Origin of the sequence: Streptomyces sp. NPDC018000 (assembly GCF_044328025.1) — a bacterium.
Lineage (GTDB): Bacteria > Actinomycetota > Actinomycetes > Streptomycetales > Streptomycetaceae > Streptomyces.
This window is the reverse complement of the sequence record NZ_JBIRGM010000019.1, coordinates 31,039-49,559: the sequence shown is the minus strand read 5'-3', so window position 1 is coordinate 49,559 and position 18,521 is coordinate 31,039. Positions and strand designations below refer to the sequence as shown.

Sequence of the window (18,521 nt, the reverse complement as noted above, 5' to 3'; positions counted from 1 at the left end):
GTCCGCGTGTGGCGTTGGTGCGCCAGCGGGGCCGGTGAACGATCGATCCGAGGCGAAAGCGGTGCCGGAGTCTGTGCGCCCGGTCCGTTCGTCCTAGGGATGAGCCCAGGTGAGCCGGTGCAAGGGCGGCTCGCTCGGGGGCGGGCCGGCGGAAGCCTGCCGGTGCGGAGTGCGGCGACCCCGGTCTCCTAGCGGCCCAGGGTGGCACCACCGTCGACGAGCAGGTCGTGCATGGTGATGTGCGAAGCACGTTCGGAGAGCAGGAACTCGACGGCGTCCGCGATATCGGCAGGTGTGGCGAACCTTCCGAGCGGAATGCCGACGCGGTACTCCGACGGCACACCGTTGAGGGTGTTGGCCGGCCCGGACTCGTCGTGCCACAGGGAGCGCAACATGGGGGTGTCGGTCGAGCCGGGGCCCACCACATTGCAACGGATACCGTAACGGGCCAGCTCCAGCCCGAGGTTCTTGGTGTAGGCGGCGGCAGCGGCCTTCGAAGCGCCGTACGCGGCCATGTGCATGCGGGGTACGGCCGCGGCGTTGGACGTCACGGTGACGACTGCCCCGCGGGTTCCGCGCTCGACCATGCGGCGAGTGACCGCGGAGGAGACCCTGAAGACCCCGGTGGTGTTGACCGCGAAGGTCTGTTCCCAGTCGTCGTCGGTGAGCGCCAGGGCGGGGGCGGCACGCAGCACCCCGGCGGTGTTGACGAGGCGGTCGATCGGGCCGACGCGCTCCTCGGCTGCGGCGACGGCCGCCTCCACCTGCCCTGTGGATGTGACGTCCGCAGCGAAGCCGGTGACCGCCAGGCCCTTGCCCACGGCCTGCCGCTCCAGTTCGCGCAAAGCCTCCGCGTTGACGTCGACGGCGGCCACCGGGGCACCGGCCCCGGCAAGCGCGAGGACGACCGCCTGGCCTATGGCTCCAGCGGCCCCGGTCACCAGCGCGACCTCGTCGCAGTTCGCTGTGCCCATCGTGCTCCTCCTCATCGTGTCGCTGCGGGGCTGGTTCTGTCAGGCCCTCCAGGCCGAGGCGGCCTGGAGGGCCTGCGCCGGGTTGAGCCGAGGGTCGCAAAGGGTCGTATAGGGAGTGCCGGGCTCGTCACCGGGCTCCCAGACGCACTCGGCGACGGGGTACGGGGTGGCCTCAAGGTGCAGACCGCCCGCGACGCCGTGTTCCGCGAGTACGGCGTCCTGGAAGCCGTCGAGTTCCCTGATGATCGACGCGACGGTCCGGGTCTTGCGCCCGTCCGCCGATCGCACGGTGTTGCCGTGCATCGGATCGCACAGCCATATGACGGGATGCCCTGCGTCCCGTACGGCCCGGACCAGCGGAGGCAGCTTCTTGTGGACACGTGTGGCACCCATCCGGGCGATCAGGATCAGTCGGCCCGGGTCCCGATGCGGATCCAGCGCTGCGCACAGCGCCAGCAACTCGTCGACGGTGACGCCAGGGCCGACCTTGCAGGCCACGGGGTTGACCACTTGAGCGAGCAAGTGCACGTGGGCGCCGTTCGGCTGCCGGGTGCGATCTCCGACCCACGGCAGATGGGTGGAGGCCAACAGCGGGCCGTTGTTCCCGTGTGCGCGTACCAGGGAGAGTTCGTAGTCGAGTAGCAGGGCTTCGTGGCTGGTCCACACTGCGGTGTCGTCGGACGTGACCGGTCCGCGCCCGTGCGCGGTCACCGCGGTCATGACCGAGGAGGAGAGTTCGTAGCCGGTGAGCAGCCGCCGTGGGTCGGGTTCCCGCGCAGCCGGGTCGGGTTCGGGTGCGTTGACCATCGGACCGCGGTAAACGGGGAGATCGAGGCTGCCGACGCGTTCGACGAGCTGGGAGCGGGGTTTGGCGAACTGGCCGGCCATTCGTCCGATCCTCAGCACTGTGTGGCCGGAGCCCTGCTGTACGGCCTGCGCCAGGCTGTCCAGCAGGGCGATCTTGTCGCGGACATGGTCTGTGGTGCACTCGGAGGGATCCTCGGCGCAGTCGCCTGCCTGCACGATCCGCATCCGCCCGGCGACGACCTGCGCGAGCTGCTCCCGCAGAAGGGCCGTGGCCGGGGCGCTGACCAGGCCGGGACGTGTCAGCAGATCGCCACGGACCCGGTCCAGCAACCGAGTGTCGCGCCAGTCTGGTTGTTGCTCGGCCGGCAGGACCGGCCGGGGCGCCACGGCACCGGGTGAAACGGAGGGGTCGATCTCTTCCTCGTCCACGGCAGCAGCAATGGCCATGTCTCCCCCACGTAATTCTCCTCTTAGCGGCCGGTGGAAAGGTCGGCATATTGCCCGGATCTTTAATTTAAGAGTCGGAGATGCCGATGAGAGAACGGCGACAAACCTCAATGTGATCAGGGCGCAGTCCGGGAGCATATGATCTCGCCATCCGGGGCGTCAAGTGCCTTTTTGCTGCCGCGGATATCGGAGGCGCGTTCCTTCGCTTCGCCCGCTTGCGGCTTTGAGGCTGTATGGCTGGCAGATCGGAGTCGAGTTCATTGAAGTAAATCAGCCAATTAGGCGATTGAATGAGTCAGTCTAAACCGACCGGTTGCCGGATTGTCCGTTATATTGCGCATCGAGTTAATTGGTGCTCTGTACAGGTGTTGAGCGGTGTGATTCTGGGGCTGAGCGGGTAGGGCGCTCCCTTAGTGCCTCTTTACGGTGCGTGCCTAGATGTATTAGGGTCGGGCTTGTCCAGGGAGATAACCTGTGATCATATGTGCTGCGGCTGCCTCCCGATGGGAGCGCGTGCAGTTGCTACGGGTTCGGAGCTCAGCCTCTAAGGGGGACCACGTGCAGAACATGCCCATGCCTGCAAGACCGCCGGGGCGGCTCGCCGACGGGAGTGCCTGGACCGGGGCTCGCTGTCGCCCCGACTAGTTGGACTGACGCGATGCATGCACTGGTCACGGGCGGTGCGGGCTTCATCGGCGAGGTCTACAACATCGGCGGCGGTACGGAGCTCTCCAACCGTGAGCTGCCCGCACGCCTGCTGGCCGCTGCCGGCGCCGACCGGTCGGCCGTCCGGCAGGTCCCCGACCGCAAGAGCCACGACCTGCGGTACTCGGTCGACTGGAGCAAGGCGCGCGACGAACTCGGCTACCGGCCCGTGCGCGACCTGGACTCCGGCCTCGCGGCGACAGTGCGGTGGTACCGGGACAACCCCGGCTGGTGGCGGCCGCTCGGCCGGCACTCCCGGTCGGAATCGGACCGTTCCGCTGCCTGACCGGTTCCGACTGACCACCTCACCTAGGCGAGGAAACCCATCCGATGCGCGGAATACTCCTGGCAGGCGGATCAGGCAGCCGGCTGCTCCCCCTGACCACGATCAGCTCCAAACAGCTCCTGCCCGTGTACGACAAACCCCTCGTCTACTACCCGCTGTCGGTCCTGATGCTGGCCGGTATACGGGAGATCCTGATCATCACCGGCAGCGCGCACCTCGACTCCTTCCGCGCCCTGCTGGGGGACGGCAGCCGCCTCGGCCTCGACATCCGCTACGCGGCCCAGAACGAACCGCGCGGCATCGCCGAAGCCCTGCTCATCGGGCGGGAGTTCGCCGGTGACGAGGACGTGTGCCTGATCCTGGGAGACAACATCTTCTATGGCCACGGTCTGCCGGCCGTTTTGCGCGAGGCCGCCGCGACGGTCGACGGCTGCACCGTCTTCGGCTACCCCGTCTCCGACCCGGAGCGCTACGGCGTCGCGGCCCTCGACGAGGAGGGCAGACTGACCGGCATCGAGGAGAAGCCGGCCGCGCCGTCCTCCAACCTGGCCGTCACCGGGCTCTACCTGTACAGCAACGACGCCCTCGGCCACGTCCGGCAGATCGCCCCGTCCGCGCGCGGCGAACTGGAGATCACCGACGTCAACCGGCTGCTCATCAAGGAGGGACGAGCCCGCCTGGTGCGGCTGGGACGTGGGGTTGCCTGGCTGGACGCGGGCACCCACGACAGCCTGCTGGAGGCCAGCCAGTACGTGCAGGTGCTGCAGAAGCGCCAAGGCCTTCAGATCGCCTGCCTGGAGGAGACGGCGTTCCGCATGGGGTACATCAGCATGAGGCAGCTCGGCAGACTCGCCGAGGAACTGTCCGCGGGGTCGGAGTACGGCAGGCACGTCCGGTCGCTGGTGCGGGTCTGACTGCGGCCGCGGGGCCGGCGCCGTGACGCTTTCGCGGTGTGCACCGTGCGGCCTCGGGCTGCGAATCGATGGTACGAGAAATTACGGGCCGGCATACCGGCACGGTGTTCCGCGTCGGAGATCCAGCGGGTCCGTCTTCCGGGCCGCTGTTCCGGACGGTTGTTTTCGCCTGTTGTTATGGACTGTTGTTCCGGTTGTCCGGGGGCTGTCCGGAAGAATGCGCACAGTATTCTCCATGCGGAATCACATATTCCGTAATACTTGATTCTCGGTTTGTTCACAGAGATTCACAGCGGCCGCAATCACTTGGGAGACTCGTGACGAGTACGATGGACACTCGGCGTGGGAGACGGCTGGATTCCGTCACGGGAATGCGCTTCGTGGCGGCGGGGATGGTGTTCCTCTCCCATGTCGCCACGGGCGGGATTTTCGCTGCCGGGTCCGGAACGGCACACACACTCAATACGGTCACAAAAACCGCCTCCACGATCGGCGTCTCGTTCTTTTTCGTGCTCAGCGGATTCGTGCTGACGTGGTCGGCCCGGCCGGGCGACGGGTACACCGGATTTCTGCGGCGCCGGCTGGTCAAGATCTACCCGAACCACCTGGTCACCTTCGCCCTGGCGATGATCCTTTTCGCGGCGTCCGAGACCCCGGCCGGGACCGCGGTCCTCAACCTGCTGCTGCTCCAGGCATGGTCCAGCGATCCGTCGGTCTACCTTGGGGTGAATGGGGCGAGTTGGTCGCTGTCGTGCGAGCTGCTCTTCTATGCCCTCTTCCCGCTGCTCCTGATCCTCGTGCGCCGTATCGGCACGCCGAGACTGTGGTGGTGGGCCGGCGGTGTCGCGGCGGCCGTCGTCGTACTGCCCGTCGTCTCCTACCTGCTGCCGGCCACCCCGGCCATCCCGGCGACCGGAGCGGCACTGGACGGCGTGTCCTTCGACCGCTTGTGGTTCCTCTACATCTTCCCGCTATCCCGCCTGCTGGACTTCGCGCTCGGCATGCTGATGGCCCGCATCGTGCTCTCCGGCCGGTGGATCCGCCTCGGCGCCGGCTGGAGCGCGCTGCTGGCCCTCGCGGGCTACGCGTTCGGCGTCTTCACCCCGATGCTGTTCACGATCGACGCCGTGACTATCGTGCCGCTCGCGCTGCTCGTCGCCGCGCTGGCCTCCGCCGACGACGCCGGTGCCCGCACCCCGATGGCGAGCAGGCCCATGCTCCTGCTCGGGGAGGCCTCGTTCGCGTTCTACCTCGTGCACGGCATCGTCCTGACGTATCTGCGCGAACGGATCGGCTACGACCACGTACTGACGACCGCCCAAGGTGTGCTCTTCGCGCTGGGCTGCTTCGTGCTGAGCCTGGCGCTGGCGCTGGCGATGCACCGCTGGATCGAGACGCCGGCCGTGCGCCGGTGGGGACGGCCCCGCCGTCCCGCACCGCCCTCCGTACCCGGGCCGAGCCCCGTGCCGGAGCCGCAGACGGGCAGTGGTGAGGAAAACACCTCCGCCCCCGTGTGACCGAGCGTCCCTCCTGTTTCCCTGCCAGTCCCACACGCCAAGTGAGGTTCCATGCGTTTTCTCTTCGTCACCGGCGGCAGCCCGGCAACGGTCTTCGCGCTCACGCCGCTGGCCACCGCCGCCCGCAATGCCGGCCACGACGTGCTGGTCGCCTCCAACGAGGAGACGATGGCGGCGATCGCCGGGGCCGGGCTGCCCGGGGTATGCGTCTCCACGGTGGCGATCCGGCACCACATCACCCACGACCGCGCGGGCACCCCGCTGCGGAAGTCCGACGACGCCGAGCAGCAGCTGCGCTCCATCGGCAATGCCTTCGGCAGGATGGCCGCCGTCTACCAGGAGCCGTTGTACGAACTGGCCCGCGCCTGGCGGCCCGACGTCGTCATCGGCGGCACCCTGACCTTCTCCGCGCCGGTGCTCGCGGCACGGCTCGGGATCCCGCACGTGCGGCACGCCTGGGACTCGGGCGAACCCGCCGTCGTGGACGTGGTCGCCGAGGAGGAGATGCGCCCCGAACTGGACGCGCTGGGGCTGGACGGCATTCCGGCCTCGGATTTGCTGATCGACGTCTGCCCGCCGAGCGTCCGCCCCGCCGACGCCTGGGACGCTGCCCCCATGCGGTGGATTCCGTGCAACCTCCAGCCGCCGCTGAAGCCGTGGATGTACACCAGGGGCCGAGCCCGCCGGGTGGCCGTCACGGCCGGCACGAAGACCGCCCCCGGCTACTTCTTCGACTACCTGGTCGACGTGGTCGCCAAGCTGAAGGGGCTGGACGCGGAGATCCTCGTCAGCGCGCCCGAGGCGGTCGCGGCGGAACTGGGCGAGGCGACGGGGATGCACGTCGGCTGGCTGCCCTTCGACGTAGTGGCCCGCACCTGTGACCTGCTGGTCCACCATGCCGGGGGCGGCACCGCGCTGACCGCCATGGCCTACGCCGTACCACAGCTGCTCATCCCGAACATGCCCAAACTGGTGGCACCGTCGGAGCGGCTGGCCGCCTTCGGCGCGGCGCGCACGCTCCTGCCGGGCGACGACACGCCGGATGCCGTCGCCGTCGCTGCGGAGGAGCTGCTGACCGTCCCGTCGTACCGCGAGCGTGCCCGCGCTCTCGCCGGGGAGGTGGCCGCGATGCCCGCGCCGGCCGAGGTGGTGCGCCTGGTCGAGGAACTGGCATGACGGGGCGGCCGGCAGCTGCACCGACCGAGGACGACATCGAGAGGAAGACGCGCTCTGTGTTCTACCACGTGTGTTTCGTCGTGCCGGACATCGAGAAGGCCATGGAGGACCTGGGCGGCGCCGTCGATGTCGAGTGGTCCGGGATCCTGGAGGACTCCCTCGGAGAGTGGGACTACCGGCTGGCGTTCTCCCGCGGCGGGCCTCCGTACCTCGAACTGGTCCAGGGACCGCCCGGAAGCCCCTGGGACTCCTCCCGGGGAGCCCGCTGTCATCATCTCGGATTCTGGACAGAGAACGTGATGGAAAGCTCCCTCCGTTTATCGAAAGAGGGATTCGAAAGAGAATTCAGCGCCTGCCCTCTAGGGCGCCCTTATGTCTATCACATGGTAAAGAGTATCGGTGTCAGTCTGGAACTGATGGACATAACGAGGCAGGAGAAATTTCTGGATACATGGGATCCGGGAGCGGAGCCGATGTCCGCCTTTGACGGCTGACCCGGGCGCCACGCAAAAAGGTACCGGCCGTGAGTCGGTCGCGGCCGGTACGTTTGCTGTGCGCACCTCTTTCCGGCCCGTCAGGGGCGCCGGACGGTGCGTGCCAGGAGCCTGCTGAGCGCTTCCTCCAGCACGGTCGCGGGGTCGTCCTCCAGAGCGTCCAGGGAGTGCGCACGCCAGCCCACGAAGCCGTCGGGGCGCACCAGCAGCGCTCCCGACGCGTCGATGCCCACGTCCTTGAACCAGGAGCCCTCGTGGAACCACGAGCCGTCACGGACGGTCGGCGAGCCGCCCTCCCCGATGAGGTGGGCGTCGACGGGTACGCCGAGCCCCCGCGCGGCGTGGCCGACCGCCCCCATCCACGCACCGCCCTGCGGGCCGGCCAGCAGGGCGAACCGGTAGTCGATCAGGTCCAGGGCCGAGATCCGCTCACCGTCCCGGTCGAGCCACTGGTGCGGCAGGCGGGAGCCGGGGGAGCCGTCGAGGTCCAGCGCGACGTCTTCCGGGGAGGGAAGGCGGGGGTCCGCGTCCAGTACAGCGGCGGAGTCGTAGCGGTAACCGAGGTGCACCACAGGTGCGTTGAGCGCGCCCGCTGCTGCTCTGATCCGCGCGCCCTCCGGCCCGGTGGCCCAGTGCAGGGACGGGTCGGCCAGCCGGAGCATCGATTGTTCCAGCGCGGTCCGGGCCACCGGCAGGCGCTCGGCCTCGTAGGTGTCGAGCAGCCCGTCGCCGGCGTGCCCGCGCAGGACGTGGGCCAGCTTCCACGCCAGATTGTGGGCGTCGGCGACGCCGGTGTTCATGCCGAAGGCTCCGACCGGCGGGATGACGTGCGCCGCGTCGCCCGCCAGGAAGACCCGGCCGGCCCGGAACCGGTCGGCCACCGCGCCGCGGACCTGCCAGGGCAGGATGCTCACCACCTCGACCGGCACCTCGCGGCGGCCGAGCGCCGCCCGGATCAGGGCGCGGCACCTGTCCGCGGTGAAGTCCCCGGCAACCTGGCCGGCGGCGGGGGAGTAGCGCGTGTGGTAGATCCACTCCCGCCTGCCGTCGACCGGCAGCAGCCCGCCCGGTGCCTGCGGCGTGGTGATGTCGCAGACCATGAACGGCCATCCGCCGGTGAGGTCGTCGAGGTCCGCGCGGAAGAGCACGCTGATCAGCGGATCGCCCAGGTCGCCCGGCCCGGAGGTGCCGATCCCCAGCGCCTGCCGCACGCCGCTGCGGGCGCCGTCGGCGGCCACCAGGTACCGGGAGCGGACCTCGAAGCGCCCCCCCGGACCGGCCAGCTGCGCGGTGACCCCCTCCTCGTCGTGTTCGAAGGAGAGGAGTTCGGTACCGAAGGCCGTCTCCGCGCCCGAGGCCGACGCCCGTGCGACGGCCACCTTGTCCAGGCGCCCCTGGGGACACGTGCCGCGCAGCGTCTGCGGGGTCAGGCGGCGGTACTCGTCGTCGCGCGCCGGCGCCCTTCGGGACAGCGCGGCCAGGTCGGCCTCCGCGAGGGTGGGGGTGCTGAACATCCGGAGGTTGCCACGGGACATGTCCATGCATACTGCGTCCACTTCGTCGGCCATGCCGGCGGCGCGCAGCAGCTCGACGGTGCGCGGTCCGACACCCATGGCCCGCGGATGCTCCGGCGGCGCCGGGTGCCGCTCGGCGACCAGGGTCGGCACCCCGGCGCGGGAGAGGAATACGGCGGTGAGGAGCCCGACAGTGCTGCCCCCCACGACCAGGACCTCAGGGTTCCTGTCCGGCATGTCGTTCCTTTCGTCGTCGCGGTTCCCGGGGCCGGGATTCTTAATCCGGTGGCGAGGGAATTGATCTTCCCTTTCCTCTGCTTTTTCTGTACGAGCTTTCCCGGGATCCGTGCAGATCATTCGAAGAAGTTTCCGGTTCAAGAATTACCAAAGAAAAGGTAAAGTGATGTCGGGTTGTGGCATGCTGGGGAAAGGTTACGCCGGTAGCCCGCCGGGCGTGGGGCTCTGCTCCCCGGAAACGCGCCCCGGCCGGTCTCGCTGGAGGCATGGGGAAAGCCGTTGATGACCACGGGACGCGATATCGCGGACGACTCCAGGGAGGGATCATGACAGGCGGCGCGCCGCGCACCGCTCTGGTCACCGGTGCTGGCAGGGGCATCGGACGGGCGATCGCCGAACATCTGGGGCGTGCCGGCACGGTGGTCGCCGTGCACTACGGCCGCGACGACGCCTCGGCCGCGCAGACCGTGAAGAACGTGCGCGCCGCCGGCGGCGAGGCGTTCCCGGTCCGCGCCGAACTGACCGCGCCGGGCGCGGTCGACTTGCTGGCGGCCGGCGTGGAGGACGGTCTGCGCGAGCGCACCGGCTCCACCGGGCTCGACATCCTGGTGAACAACGCGGGCATCGGATGCCGCGCCGACATCACCACCATCACCCGGGAGGACCTCGACCGGGTCTTCGAGATCAACGTGAAGGCTCCGGTCTTCGTCGTCCAGCGGCTGCTGCCTCTGATGCGGGACGGCGGGCGGATCGTCAACGTCTCCTCTGTTGCCAACCGGATCGCCCACCCGCATGTGCTCGGCTATGCCATGAGCAAGGGCGCTCTGGAGGCGTTCAGCCGTTCACTGGCGGCGCAGCTCGGGTCGCGCGGTATCACGGTCAACACGGTCGCCCCTGGACTGATCGAGACAGACCTGCACCGCGAACGGATGCGTGCGTACCCCGAGGATGCCGCGCAGGCCGCCGCGATGACCGTCTTCGGCCGACTCGGCCAGGCCGACGACGTCGCCGGTGTGGTGGCCTTCCTCGCCTCCGAGGAGGCGCGCTGGATGACCGGGGAACGGGTGGAGACCACAGGAGGGGCCTACCTGTGAACGCCGGGCCGGGCCCTGTCGGCGCGGCCGTGCCCGGGGCAGTGAGTTGTTGTCAGTCCTGACCGCAGGGTTCCCGTCGCGACCGACCTCGCCTGGGGCGTCGCCGAAGGAAGGCCGGACATGCTCTTGAACGACATCTACCTCGAATCGCTCGGCGTACGGCTCGGCCGGCGGGTCGATCTGAACGACGCCGTCGCCGACGGGCGCTACCCCTCCGCCGAGTACGTCGCCAACGCGCTGCTCGGGGTGACCGTGTCGGACGACGAGTTCGCCCCCGACCTCGCGGTCGCGGCGGTGCGGCAGGCCGTCGAACGCGGCGCGGTCGACCCGGACCGCATCCAGCTGCTCCTGCACGCCAGCACCTACTTCCAGGGCCAGGACATGTGGACGCCCGCCTCGTACATTCAGCACAGCACCATCGGGGGCGGCGCCCCGGCCGTCGAGGTGGACCAGAAGTCGAACGGGGGACTGGCGGCGCTGTCGCTCGCGGCCGGCTTCCTCGCCGGCTGCGACGACGATGAGCTTGTCATGATTACGACCGGCGAGCGGTTCTGTCTCCCCGGCTTCGACCGCTTCCGCACCGAGAGCGGCACGGTGATGGCGGACGGCGGGACCGCTCTGGTGCTCGGTCGGCGGCCCGGGTTCGCCCGGGTCGTCTCCTGCACGCTGCTGTCCGACCCGTCGCTGGAGGGCCTGTACCGCGGCCGGCGCCTCAAGGACGCTCCGGCGTCCGGTGACAAGCCGCTCGACATGCGCGGGCGCAAGGCCGACTTCATGCGTCGGCACCTCAACGACCTGGAGGGGATCTCCCTGCGGATCGCCGGCGGTATCGGCGCGTGCATCCGGCAGGCCCTGGACGAGGCGAAGACCGACGTCGACGACGTCCGCCGCTTCGTCATGCCCAACAACGGTCAGACTGTGCGCTGGTGGAGCATGCTGGCCGAGATGGGCGTCGGACTGGACCGCACCACCTGGGAGTTCGGACGCGGCGTCAGCCACCTTGGCGCGGGCGACCAGGCGGCCGGGCTCGACCACCTGCTGACCACTGGTCAGCTGTCGGCGGGTGACAGAGTCGTCGTGGCCGGCACGGGATACGGCTTCAACTGGGGCGCCGCAGTGCTGGAGATCCTGCGCGTCCCCGACTGGGCCACGGCAGCCGCGGCGGCGTAGGCGCACGGCACCCCCACACCGATCCGTCCCGGCCACGCCAAGAGGAGTACACCATGTCCTTTCCACCGCTCGTGAAACCGGTGACCGAACTGCCTGCCGGGGAAGTCCGACGCCAGGCACACCAGTTGATCCTGGCGGGCCACGGATCCGAGGGCCAGCGCAGGCTGGCCGCCGGACGGGTCTTGGTCGTCGGCGCCGACGAGATCGGCGCGCCGCTCATCGGCCACCTCGCCGATTCGGGCGTCGGCACGATCGCCGTCGCCGACGGATCGCCGCTGAACGAGTGGGACCGCTACCTGGGCATCCCGGACGAGGCGTCGAGCCGCGCCCACGCGTGGGCGCGAGCCCTGCGCCGCAGCCACCCGGAACTGCGGATCGTGCCCATCGAGGCCCGGTTCGACGTGGACAGCGGGCCGGACATGGTCGCCGGGTACGACCTTGTGGTGTGCGCGAGCGAGGATCCGGCGCGGTGCCGGCTCGTCGACGACGTCTGCGCGCAGACCGGCATACCTTACGTGTGGGGCTGCATGGACGGCGTACGTGGCCGGGTCTCGGTCTTCTGGGAACCGCACGGCCCCGGATTCCGCGACCTTTACCCGGAGCCCCCGGCGCCCTACTTCCGGGGCATGGCGGGGACGCTTCGGCTGGTCGGGGCGTGGCTTGCGGTGGCGATGGCCACCGAGGTGGTCAAGCTGCTCACGGGCACCGGTACCCCCCTGGTCGGCCGGGTGATGAAGTACGACGCGATGACGGGCACCTGCGTCCTCGTACCGCTGAGCCGCGATCCCCGGACCGTACGGCCCGCCGCGCTCACCGCCGCGCAGCCCTTTTTCGGACTGCTGTCGCTGCAGGCGGCCGAGGCGGCGCGTGAGTCCACCATTTCGGTGGAGGAGCTGAAGCACCTGCTGGACAGCAAGGTCCCGATCACCCTCGTCGACGTCCGGGAGCCCGACGAGTACGCCTTCGCCCACCTGCCCGGCTCCCTGCTCATCCCTAAGAGCGAGTTCCTCGACGGCGACGCCGCCGAGCGGCTGCCGCGGGACCGCAGGGCCGTCCTGCTGTGCCGCATGGGGATCCGGTCGGCCGAGGTGCTTGCCGTGGTCAAGAAGAGCGGCCACCCGGACGCGGTTCACCTCGGCGGCGGAATCATCAAGTGGGCCGAACGGATTGATCCGTCGATACCCACCTATTGATTTTTCCGCGTGCACGGACCGTCCCCCGGTCGGTTGACGGATTTTTTGGTGCCTCCGTAGGACGGCTCCCGGGAAATTTTCCATTCGATCGGGGGGCGACAAGAGAGCAGATTCTCCCAATCGAGTACCAGGCCGTTCGCGATGCTCCGCCCCCCATTATTCGCTCTCGCGCGCAATATTTGGGTAACCGTATCCACTTTCCCGTAATGCGAAATGTATGACTTGCGGCAGAAAGGCCGAGACAGCTGCCCTCACGCGGCTGTCTCGGCCTTTCCCGGTGTCCTTGTCCCAGCCGGCGACCGCGTCAACGGACGGGGACGCAGCGCCCCGCCTCGATGCGGTAGCGCCACTGCGCACCGTCCCGGGCCAGTTTCGCGACCGCCTCAACGAAACGGTCGACGTGCTCGACCGGTGTGCCCACCCCGAAGCTCATCCGCACGGCGTTGACGGGCCGCTCACCCGGTGCCAGGGGTTCCGGGGCCCCGCACTGGTCGGGCTGGTCGGGAGAGCTGCCGAGCAGCAGTCGGACCAGCGGATGGGCGCAGAACATGCCGTCGCGCACCCCTATCCCGTGTTCGGCGGACAGGGCGGCGGCTAGGTGGGAGCTGTTCCACCCGTCAAGGACGAAGCTCACGACCCCCACGCGCGGGCTGTCCTGCCCCAGCAGGGACAGGACGCTGACCTGCGGCACCTCGGCCAGCCCCCGCAGTGTCCGACGCAGCAGTGCCTCCTCACGGGCCACCAAGGCGTCCGGCCCCGCCTCGCTCAGCGCCTGGCAGGCGGATGCCATGGCGTAAGCGCCGATGACGTTGGGCGAACCGGCCTCGTGCCGGGTGCTGTCCTCGTGCCACTCGACCGCCACGCCCGCCGGGGTGCGCGTGACCCGCCTGGTGGCCCCGCCCCCGGCCAGGTACGGTTCCGCGTCCCGTAGCCAGTCCGGACGCCCAGCCAGTACACCGGCCCCGAACGGGGCGTACAGCTTGTGCCCCGAGAAGGCGATGTAGTCGATGTCCAGCGCACGCACATCGACAGGCCGGTGCGGCACCAGTTGGGCGGCGTCCAGCAGCACGCGCGCCCCGGCGGCATGGGCGACCTGCACGATCTCCGCCACCGGCCACAGCTCTCCCGTGACGTTCGAGGCCCCGGTGACGCACACCAGCCCGGGGTGCCCCGGGTCGCGGCCCGTCAGCGACTCGGCCAGGGTCTCCACCGCCTCGTACGGCGAACGGGGCGCCGGCAGGACAGTGACCTCGGCACCCCGCCACGGCAGCAGCGTGGCGTGGTGCTCGGTCTCGAAGACGTGGACCTGGGTTCCGACCGGGACCGTGGCCGCCATAAGGTTCATGGAATCCGTGGTCGACCGGGTGAAGACGACGTGGTCGTCCGGGCGGCAGCCGACGAAGTCCCGTAAGGTGAGCCGGCTCTGCTCGAACAGGTCGGTGGACAGCTGCGAGAGGTAACCAGCCCCGCGGTGGACGCTGCCGTAGTACGGCAGATAGGCGGACACGTCATCCCAGACGCGCTGCAGCGCCGGGGTACTGGCTGCGTGGTCGAGGGCCGCGTAGGGCACCTTGCCGCCCGTGACGAGCGGCACCATGACATCGGTCCCCAGTACTGGGAGAGGAGCCGCGAGCGCCGCGTCGGCGGCTGGCGGGGTAGGGCGAACAGGCATGGCAGACTCCGGTTCGGAGGAGGAAGAGGAGCGTTCCGCAGGTCCTGCGCGCGGGAGCGGCGGGCCGGGAGGCCGCCCGGGGCGGAGGAAGCTTCCGGAGGCCGGCCGTGTCGGTATGCCATGGGCCGCTGGTCCGCGGGAGGGCGGACACCGCCCGATTCTGGCAGAACGGGAACCCGGCCGGACAGGCCGGAATTGGCCCAGGTCGGCCGTGGCCGGGAAGAGCCACCGGGCTAGGGCGGCGCGCCATGGGAGGCACGGGCGCCAGATCCCCGGGAATCCAGCAGCCGGTGGGCGCGGGCGGCCACCATGCCGGCCTCGAAACGGCTGTTCACGTCCAGCTGGCGCAGCAGCGCGGACACCATGCGGCGCAGCGTGCGCGGCGAGACCTGGAGTTCGCGGGCGATGGCGGCGTCCTGCCGGCCCTTGGCCCACAGCCGCAGGATCACCAGCTGCTGCTCGCTCAAGGCGAGGTCCGGCAGCCCGCCGCCGGCCGCGCCGACCGGCCCGTGCGGCCGCTCGGCGGACAGCGCGGTCTGCAGGTCGCACGCGTCGTCCCAGCAGAACTCGAACATGCGGCACAGCAGCCCGAGCAGTGCTGGCTGGCGTATCAGCAGCATCGTGTCCGGCGGGCAGACCAGTCCGAACGTCTCGTCCACCACGATGAGCCGGAACGGCAGCAGGGGCGCGACCCGGACCTGGACTCGGTGCCGGGTGAGCGACTCCAGGTACGACACGGCCCGCGCGCTCTGCAGCAGGGAGCTCTGGTGGATCGTGCGGATCCTGACCCCCTCGTCACGGCAGTGATGCTCGTCGCTCAGCCAGTCGGTGATCAGGTGGCGGGCGACGAACGATGGCTGGATGACCCGGATCTGCTGCCTGACCATGGCGGCCACGGAGCTCAGCAGGTCGCGGCCCCGGTTGGGATCGGTGATCTCCTCGACGTCCGGCACTCCGCCCTCCGGGGCTGTGCTGCAGTGCGGGGCGAGGGCGGACAGTTGCGTCTGCAGGCGGCGGGCGTGGTCCGTGGCCTCCACCAGAGCCTCTTGCTGCTTTCCCAGAAGTTCGGAGAGTTTTTCGAGAGTACTGCTCTCCGCATTTGAGCTCAGCCGCTGGAGCATCGCTGAAGTCCCTCCCCGTTTGTGTCCGACGACGGTAACGACCGCCATAGGCCACTAAATGGTCTACACGTACGAGAAGCGTTCTGGGAAGATCTGTTCGAGCCACCGTCCGGAAGGCGTGTGCTCAATTCGAGGTAGCACGTTCCGTGACTCCCACGGGTTTTCCGTCCAATACCCGGGTGATGGCCCACCGTCGGGATCGAGTCACCTCCGGTGAAAGGAGAAAGGATACCGGTGCAGAAACACGCTTCTGCTGTGTACGACCGGTCTGTCACCCGTCTCGCGGCCAGGGCGGCGGACACCGCCACCGGACCGGAGCCCCCTGCCGCCCCCGTCTCCGAGGCGGAGCGCGACGCTCTGCGCCTATGGCGCCGGATGGCGCTCGAAGCCACCACCGACGGGGCCCAGCAGCCGCAGCGCATCTCCGTCCCCGTCGAATTGCGCGCGGCGCTCCGGCTGTTCGAGGCCGCCACCAAAGGGCCCGTCAAGGGCAGTCCCTCCGCGCCGTCGGCAGGCGCCCTCTACCCGTACGAGCACTTCGTGGTGACCGGCGACCCCCAGGGACCGGCCGTCTTCGCCGTGGATGTCGCGCGGCGCTCCTGTCGGCTGCTGCACCGTGGTGAGCAGGTGGCCCAGGTGCTGGAGCACAGCGGATTCGCTTCCACGCACTCTGACCCCACGGCCCTCGACGCCTTCCTGGTGCTGACCGTCGTGCGCCCCTGGCTGTCAATGCGCAAGTACGGCGACCGCGGCTACCTGTACGCGCAGATGGACGCCGCACACCTCGGAGTGCACCTACTGTGCCTCGGATCCCGCAGCCACCGCCGCGCCCAATGGCTGACCCAGGCGGCCACCGGACCGCTGACCGCGCTGCTCGGCCTCAGCGACAACTGCCGCTTCCTGCACAGCGTGCTGCTGCTCGACGACCCCGTCCACGGCTGTACCCGCACCCCGCCGCAGGGGACCTGGTCCTGTACCGACGCACGCGGCGGAGCACCACAACCCTTGCCCACCGATCTCCCCGAGGCGCAGTACTGGCGCAGACTGGCCGCTTACCGCCCGGACCCCCCCGAGCACTCCGCCGCTCCCAGACGCGGCCCCCTGCTGACCGGCGCTCCGGCCACCGGACAAGGCGGCTCTGCCGCGGCGGGCACCGATCTAGCCGGCCTCACGGCCCGGCGGCGTTCCGCCAAGGATTTCGCTGCCGAAGTCCTCCCGGCCGACGCCGTACGGGACGCGCTCGCCGCGATGGTCACCCCGCTTACGACTGACCTGTCCGTCGGCGACGGGTTCGGCGCCACGCTGGTCGTCCGCCGCGTGGCCGGGCTTGCCCCCGGCGCCTACCGCGTGCGTGCCGGCGGCATCGCGCCGGAGCCGTCCGGGACCACCGTTGCTGCCGACGACGAGATCGTCCGCATCTGTATGGGGCAGGAACACCTGCGGCACACCGCGGCCGCCGTTGTCTTCCACGCCCGGCGCCAGGAGATCTTCCCGCTCGGTATGACGGGGATCGACCAGGCACTGGCCCGGGCCGCCGCCCTGGCTCACCTGCTCTGTCTCGGCGCCACCGGCGCCGGAGCCGCCGTCACCACCATCGGCGGATTCGACACCGTGCGCTGGCATGCCCTGGCCGCAGTCCCCGAGGAGGAAGAGGTCCTCTATGTGGCGATGCTCGGGACCGCCGGCACCTCGGCGGTCAAGCTCGACCGTCTCCAGCGCGCCTACGCCCACGACGAGAGGTGACACCGTGCTCGTCGACGTCATGACCGGGGCTCTGCGGGAACACGGCGACAGCCTCGCAGTGGCGGACCGCCACACACGCCTCACCTACCGGGAACTGGACCAGGCGAGCGCCGACCAGTCCGAGGCCCTGCGCGCCGTGCTGCCTGGCAGCGACCGGCACAGGGTCGGGATCCAGGCCGGCAACTCGGTCGCCTACGTAGTGGCGTACCTGGCCGTCCTCAAGGCAGGTTCCGTGCCGTTCCTGGTCGACCGGCTCAGCGGGCCCCGGGAAACGGCCGTCATCCAGCAGGACTGCGGGTTCGACCTGCTGGTGCACGAAGAGAACACCCCGGTGCCGGAGTACGCCGCGAGGTGCGGCACGCTGGGACCGCTTCACCTGTCCCGGTTCGCTGCCGGGGACCGCCCGGACCTCCATGACGCGACCGAGGTGTGCCGTTTCACCTCTGGGTCGACAGGCCGTCCCAGCTGCATCGAGTTCAGCGGCCGCGCGGTGGAGCGAGCAGCAGTGAATTGGGCGGAAGGCAGCGGCCTGTCCGGCGACGACACGATCATGTGCTTTGCCGCCCTGTCCAACGGACTGGCCTTCAACACCTCCCTGCTGTCCGCCTTCGCCGTCGGGGCCCGGCTGCACCTGGCCGGCGGCCTGCCCACCGCGGGAGCGGTGACCCGGCTGCTCGCCATGAGCGGGGCGACCCGCCTGGTCGGCTTCCCGGCGCTCTACGAATCGCTGGTTCGGCGGCCCGTGGACCCGGCGCCGTTCAGGCACCTGCGGACCGCGATCTCCTCCGCCGCGCCGCTGCGTCCGCAGACCAAGCAGGAGTTCACCGACCGCACTGGGGTGGCACTCCAGAACTACTTCGGCGTGGCCGAGGCCGGACCACTCACCTTCGCCACCGACCCGCTGACGGACCCCGGTCTCGGTAAGCCGCTGCCGGGCGTCTTTCTGAGGGCCGGGACCGCAGGGGAACCTGGCCCCGTCGAGGTGCTCAGCGAGTCCATGGGCACCCGCTATCTCAACGCACCGGGACTGCTGGAGAGCCGTACGGGGAAGGATGGCTACTACCGCACCGGCGACCTCGGCCACCTGGTAGACGGCAGCCTCGTGCTGACCGGCCGCGCCAGCCAGGTGATCAACATCGGCGGGCGCAAAGTGGACGCGATCGAGGTCGCCGAGGTCTTGCGCGGCGCCGACGGCGTCCTGGACGCCGTGGTGCTGGAGGTCACCGACCGGCACGGCGGTTCCGCGCTCGCCGCGGTCCTCGTCGCCGCCCCCGGACTCGACCTCGCCGGACCGCGCCGGCACCTGGCCGCGTCACTCGCCCCGTACAAGACCCCGAGCCTGATACGCGTCGTATCCGAGATCCCACGCGGCTCCGCCGGCAAGCCCGCCACGGCGGTACTGCGCAGCCTGTTCGAAGCCCCCGATGCCGCCGGGTGACTCCCCGCGTCGCCTGCCC

14 protein-coding genes and 1 pseudogene are annotated in these 18,521 nt (G+C 69.8%); 10 read left to right on the top strand and 5 right to left on the bottom strand.

The window, feature by feature from the left end; all coding sequences use genetic code 11:
- Window positions 1-188 precede the first annotated feature (188 nt).
- Together ACH4EW_RS26990 and ACH4EW_RS26985 are read right to left on the bottom strand one after the other, a co-directional pair.
- Window positions 189-974: a 2,3-dihydro-2,3-dihydroxybenzoate dehydrogenase gene (locus ACH4EW_RS26990; RefSeq protein ID WP_398261180.1), complete on the bottom strand. Its 786-nt coding sequence runs from the start codon at window positions 972-974 to the stop codon at window positions 189-191.
- A gap of 39 nt (window positions 975-1,013) precedes the next feature.
- Window positions 1,014-2,228 carry a 3-deoxy-7-phosphoheptulonate synthase gene (locus ACH4EW_RS26985; RefSeq protein WP_398261178.1) on the bottom strand — a complete coding sequence of 405 codons (1,215 nt, stop codon included), beginning with the start codon at window positions 2,226-2,228 and terminating at the stop codon, window positions 1,014-1,016.
- A 685-nt stretch (window positions 2,229-2,913) separates the two neighbouring features.
- Between ACH4EW_RS26985 and ACH4EW_RS26980 the strand changes: the two are divergent.
- The 5 genes and pseudogenes from ACH4EW_RS26980 to ACH4EW_RS26960 form a co-directional block, all read left to right on the top strand.
- Window positions 2,914-3,219, top strand: a pseudogene (locus ACH4EW_RS26980) (dTDP-glucose 4,6-dehydratase); the annotation flags it as partial.
- A gap of 44 nt (window positions 3,220-3,263) precedes the next feature.
- Complete coding sequence (rfbA, locus tag ACH4EW_RS26975; protein ID WP_398261176.1) at window positions 3,264-4,133, top strand: glucose-1-phosphate thymidylyltransferase RfbA; 870 nt, start codon at window positions 3,264-3,266, stop codon at window positions 4,131-4,133.
- Between the two features lie 371 nt (window positions 4,134-4,504).
- On the top strand, window positions 4,505-5,650 hold the full coding sequence (locus ACH4EW_RS26970) for an acyltransferase family protein (protein WP_398261174.1): 1,146 nt from the start codon (window positions 4,505-4,507) through the stop codon (window positions 5,648-5,650).
- Window positions 5,651-5,701: 51 nt separating this feature from the next.
- The gene (locus ACH4EW_RS26965) at window positions 5,702-6,826 is read left to right on the top strand and encodes a glycosyltransferase (RefSeq protein WP_398261172.1); all 1,125 of its coding nucleotides are present in this window, start codon (window positions 5,702-5,704) and stop codon (window positions 6,824-6,826) included.
- Window positions 6,823-7,320 (top strand): VOC family protein, encoded by a 498-nt coding sequence (locus ACH4EW_RS26960; protein ID WP_398261170.1) that lies wholly within the window; start codon window positions 6,823-6,825, stop codon window positions 7,318-7,320. Before ACH4EW_RS26965 ends, ACH4EW_RS26960 begins: the two co-directional genes overlap by 4 nt.
- An 80-nt stretch (window positions 7,321-7,400) precedes the next feature.
- Here the strand turns inward: ACH4EW_RS26960 and ACH4EW_RS26955 are convergent, their stop codons facing one another.
- Window positions 7,401-9,071 (bottom strand): FAD-dependent monooxygenase, encoded by a 1,671-nt coding sequence (locus tag ACH4EW_RS26955; RefSeq protein ID WP_398261168.1) that lies wholly within the window; start codon window positions 9,069-9,071, stop codon window positions 7,401-7,403.
- 326 nt (window positions 9,072-9,397) lie between these two features.
- Between ACH4EW_RS26955 and ACH4EW_RS26950 the strand changes: the two genes are divergently transcribed.
- The 3 genes from ACH4EW_RS26950 (at window position 9,398) to ACH4EW_RS26940 (ending at window position 12,528) form a co-directional block, all read left to right on the top strand.
- Window positions 9,398-10,165 (top strand): SDR family NAD(P)-dependent oxidoreductase, encoded by a 768-nt coding sequence (locus tag ACH4EW_RS26950; protein WP_398261166.1) that lies wholly within the window; start codon window positions 9,398-9,400, stop codon window positions 10,163-10,165.
- Between the two features lie 120 nt (window positions 10,166-10,285).
- Entirely contained in the window at window positions 10,286-11,335 is a 1,050-nt protein-coding gene (locus tag ACH4EW_RS26945) for a ketoacyl-ACP synthase III family protein (RefSeq protein ID WP_398261164.1), read from the top strand.
- 53 nt (window positions 11,336-11,388) lie between these two features.
- Window positions 11,389-12,528: a ThiF family adenylyltransferase gene (locus tag ACH4EW_RS26940; RefSeq protein ID WP_398261162.1), complete on the top strand. Its 1,140-nt coding sequence runs from the start codon at window positions 11,389-11,391 to the stop codon at window positions 12,526-12,528.
- Between the two features lie 304 nt (window positions 12,529-12,832).
- On the opposite strand, the gene ACH4EW_RS26935 is transcribed toward ACH4EW_RS26940, so the two are convergent.
- Both ACH4EW_RS26935 and ACH4EW_RS26930 read right to left on the bottom strand, forming a co-directional pair.
- Window positions 12,833-14,200, bottom strand: coding sequence for an aminotransferase class V-fold PLP-dependent enzyme (locus tag ACH4EW_RS26935; protein WP_398261160.1), 1,368 nt, complete (start codon window positions 14,198-14,200; stop codon window positions 12,833-12,835).
- A gap of 233 nt (window positions 14,201-14,433) precedes the next feature.
- Window positions 14,434-15,321, bottom strand: coding sequence for a LuxR C-terminal-related transcriptional regulator (locus ACH4EW_RS26930; RefSeq protein ID WP_398261158.1), 888 nt, complete (start codon window positions 15,319-15,321; stop codon window positions 14,434-14,436).
- Between the two features lie 255 nt (window positions 15,322-15,576).
- Between ACH4EW_RS26930 and ACH4EW_RS26925 the strand changes: the two genes are divergently transcribed.
- Together ACH4EW_RS26925 and ACH4EW_RS26920 are read left to right on the top strand one after the other, a co-directional pair.
- Window positions 15,577-17,064: a hypothetical protein gene (locus tag ACH4EW_RS26925; RefSeq protein WP_398261156.1), complete on the top strand. Its 1,488-nt coding sequence runs from the start codon at window positions 15,577-15,579 to the stop codon at window positions 17,062-17,064.
- 4 nt (window positions 17,065-17,068) lie between these two features.
- On the top strand, window positions 17,069-18,502 hold the full coding sequence (locus tag ACH4EW_RS26920) for a class I adenylate-forming enzyme family protein (protein WP_398261154.1): 1,434 nt from the start codon (window positions 17,069-17,071) through the stop codon (window positions 18,500-18,502).
- Window positions 18,503-18,521 lie beyond the last annotated feature (19 nt).

Excerpts from the sequence above, each read along its gene's own strand:
- ACH4EW_RS26935 (WP_398261160.1), bottom strand. The coding sequence starts at position 14,200 with ATGCCTGTTCGCCCTACCCCGCCAGCCGCCGACGCGGCGCTCGCGGCT.
- ACH4EW_RS26950 (WP_398261166.1), top strand. The coding sequence starts at position 9,398 with ATGACAGGCGGCGCGCCGCGCACCGCTCTGGTCACCGGTGCTGGCAGG.
- ACH4EW_RS26940 (WP_398261162.1), top strand. The coding sequence starts at position 11,389 with ATGTCCTTTCCACCGCTCGTGAAACCGGTGACCGAACTGCCTGCCGGG.
- ACH4EW_RS26960 (WP_398261170.1), top strand. The coding sequence starts at position 6,823 with ATGACGGGGCGGCCGGCAGCTGCACCGACCGAGGACGACATCGAGAGG.
- ACH4EW_RS26955 (WP_398261168.1), bottom strand. The coding sequence starts at position 9,071 with ATGCCGGACAGGAACCCTGAGGTCCTGGTCGTGGGGGGCAGCACTGTC.
- ACH4EW_RS26990 (WP_398261180.1), bottom strand. The coding sequence starts at position 974 with ATGGGCACAGCGAACTGCGACGAGGTCGCGCTGGTGACCGGGGCCGCT.
- ACH4EW_RS26965 (WP_398261172.1), top strand. The coding sequence starts at position 5,702 with ATGCGTTTTCTCTTCGTCACCGGCGGCAGCCCGGCAACGGTCTTCGCG.
- ACH4EW_RS26930 (WP_398261158.1), bottom strand. The coding sequence starts at position 15,321 with ATGCTCCAGCGGCTGAGCTCAAATGCGGAGAGCAGTACTCTCGAAAAA.
- rfbA (WP_398261176.1), top strand. The coding sequence starts at position 3,264 with ATGCGCGGAATACTCCTGGCAGGCGGATCAGGCAGCCGGCTGCTCCCC.
- ACH4EW_RS26970 (WP_398261174.1), top strand. The coding sequence starts at position 4,505 with ATGCGCTTCGTGGCGGCGGGGATGGTGTTCCTCTCCCATGTCGCCACG.
- ACH4EW_RS26985 (WP_398261178.1), bottom strand. The coding sequence starts at position 2,228 with ATGGCCATTGCTGCTGCCGTGGACGAGGAAGAGATCGACCCCTCCGTT.
- ACH4EW_RS26945 (WP_398261164.1), top strand. The coding sequence starts at position 10,286 with ATGCTCTTGAACGACATCTACCTCGAATCGCTCGGCGTACGGCTCGGC.